Origin of the sequence: Paraburkholderia sp. SARCC-3016, assembly GCF_031119615.1 — a bacterium.
Classification (GTDB): Bacteria; Pseudomonadota; Gammaproteobacteria; order Burkholderiales; family Burkholderiaceae; genus Paraburkholderia.
In genome coordinates, this window is record NZ_JAVHZD010000090.1 from 1 (window position 1) to 1,338 (window position 1,338).

Below are 1,338 nucleotides of genomic sequence, written 5' to 3' on the forward strand. Positions count from 1 at the left end.
TGGATTTGCCCCCGTACTTCCGGACACCGTCTCACACTTGAGTTGATGAATCCGTCCTGCGCCTGAACTCGCGAGGTGAACGGTATTTCAAGGCGCTGTGCGGATGCCTTTCGTTGTAATGCTCGAACGCCGCTGCCAGATTGCGTACTGCCGTTGCGGCGTCCGGTTTGGGCATGAAGGCGACGTAGTCGCGCTTCATGGTCTTCACGAAGCTCTCGGCCATACCGTTGCTTTGCGGACTGCACACCGGTGTCGTGAGCGGCGTGAGTCCGATGCCGCTCGCAAACGCACGTGTCTCGTGCGCAATATATCCCGAGCCGTTATCGCTTAGCCATTCAATCGGAGACGGTACGGCATCGACATTGCCAAACCGATGCTCGACGGCTGCAAGCATCACGTCACGAACATCGTTGCCGGTGTAGCCGCCTGTCGTCGCAACCCAGCTCATCGCCTCCCGGTCGCAGCAATCCAGCGCAAAGGTAACGCGCAATGGCTCGCCATTCTCACACCGGAATTCGAAACCATCGGAGCACCAGCGTTGATTGCTTCTGGCCACTGCAACGCGTCCGTCGTGTCGCCGTGTGATGGTGGGACGCTTCGGCCGGCGCTGCAGCAGCAGGCCGTGAACGCGCATGACGCGATAAATGCGCTTGACGTTCACTGGCCCAGCACCATGCCTCTCCCGATTGCTGCGAATCACGCCCCAGACCCGTCGATAGCCGTAGCTCGGCAAATCGATGACGGCCTCACGGATTTCCGCCACCAGTTCTGCATCGTCCGTCTGCACGGCGCTGCGTCTGTCTTGCCAGCCGGCAGGGCGTGCACGCCTGACCGACACGTTCGAGCGCGCAACGCCGAGAACATCACAGACCTGCTTCACTGGTCGTCCCCCGGCAATGATGGCGAGCGCGCTATCCATTTTTTTGCTCGACCGTACTCCACTGCTTCTTTCAGAATTTCGACTTCTACGGTCTTCTTGCCGAGCAGTCGTTGCAATTCGCGAATCTGCCTGAGCGCGTCCGCCAACTCTGAAGCAGGCACGACCTCTTCGCCAGCGGACACCGCAGACAGGCTGCCGTCCTGATACAGCTTCTTCCAATGGAACAACTGATTTGGATTGACGCCGTGCTGGCGAGCCACCATCGATACGGTCTTACCCGGCTCCAGACTCTCCCGGACCATCGCCGCTTTCTCTTCCGCAGACCACCGCCGCCGGCGCTCCGGCCCAGTCAACACTTCCATTACTTCCTGTTTGCTGTTAGGTCTAAACACAGTCGTATGACTACCCGTTATTTTAAGGTAGAGACCGTGTCCGGCAATTCAGGGGGCTGCTCCAAT

General features: G+C 59.2%; 1 protein-coding gene. It reads right to left on the reverse strand.

What is annotated here, in order from left to right; genetic code table 11:
• Nucleotides 1–31: 31 nt before the first annotated feature.
• A protein-coding gene (locus tag QYH69_RS35805; RefSeq protein WP_308836331.1) for an IS3 family transposase occupies nucleotides 32–1,242 on the reverse strand; the annotation gives its coding sequence in 2 pieces (ribosomal slippage) (nucleotides 32–927 and nucleotides 927–1,242; 1,212 coding nt in all).
• Nucleotides 1,243–1,338: the final 96 nt, after the last annotated feature.